Raw genomic sequence first — 770 nt, forward strand, 5'->3', positions numbered from 1 at the left:
ATTTTAAAAAGTATAATTTAAAAAAAATTAATATAAAAGACTTTTTATTCAATTCTAAACTAATCCCAGATAAAAAGTCTGCCAAAAAAGTACGTTTTAAAGAAATAATATTAAAAGTATTAGAAAAAATTGGCGGATTCTTACTTCCTACATTTATTTTGTATATAATGGGTAAATACAAAGTCATACATCATTCATTTTTTGTTGATTGGTGGGAGTATTTTAATGGATTTCTATTTTCAAAAAAAATTTATAGTTATTATAATAGTCTGTGTATCGATTTTGATCCATCTCAAAAATATGTTTACTACTCGCTTCATATGGAGCCAGAGGCTGCAACACTTGCTAGAACAACTTTTGCTAACCAACTAGTTGCCATAAGGACAATATCTCAAAATTTACCAAATGGGTGGAAATTGTATGTAAAAGAACATCCTCATCAGCATCAAAATCTAAATAATGAAACAACGTATTATTTTTTAGCTACTTTACATAAGTTTAAAACAAAAAGATTTTATGATGAGATTAAAAATTTACCAAATGCATATTTGATAAAAAGCAATATACCTAGTAGGCTTCTTCTGAAAAACTCAATAGCCACTTCATCTATAGGCGGAACTATATTTCTTGAGTCTCTAATAATGAAAAAGCCTTTTATTGCATTTTCTCAAAATACATCGGCTTTAACCAAAGTAAATGGTATTTTTGATATAAAAAATGATGATGATTGCAAAAAAGCATTAGAAATTCTAAAAAATGGATACCCTGTT

General features: G+C 26.8%; 1 pseudogene. It reads left to right on the forward strand.

The annotated features are described in order from the left end of the window. A pseudogene (locus CYP54_RS09810) lies at positions 1 to 770 on the forward strand (hypothetical protein); the annotation flags it as partial.

Source organism: Campylobacter concisus, from assembly GCF_002914005.1.
Lineage (GTDB): Bacteria > Campylobacterota > Campylobacteria > Campylobacterales > Campylobacteraceae > Campylobacter_A > Campylobacter_A concisus_N.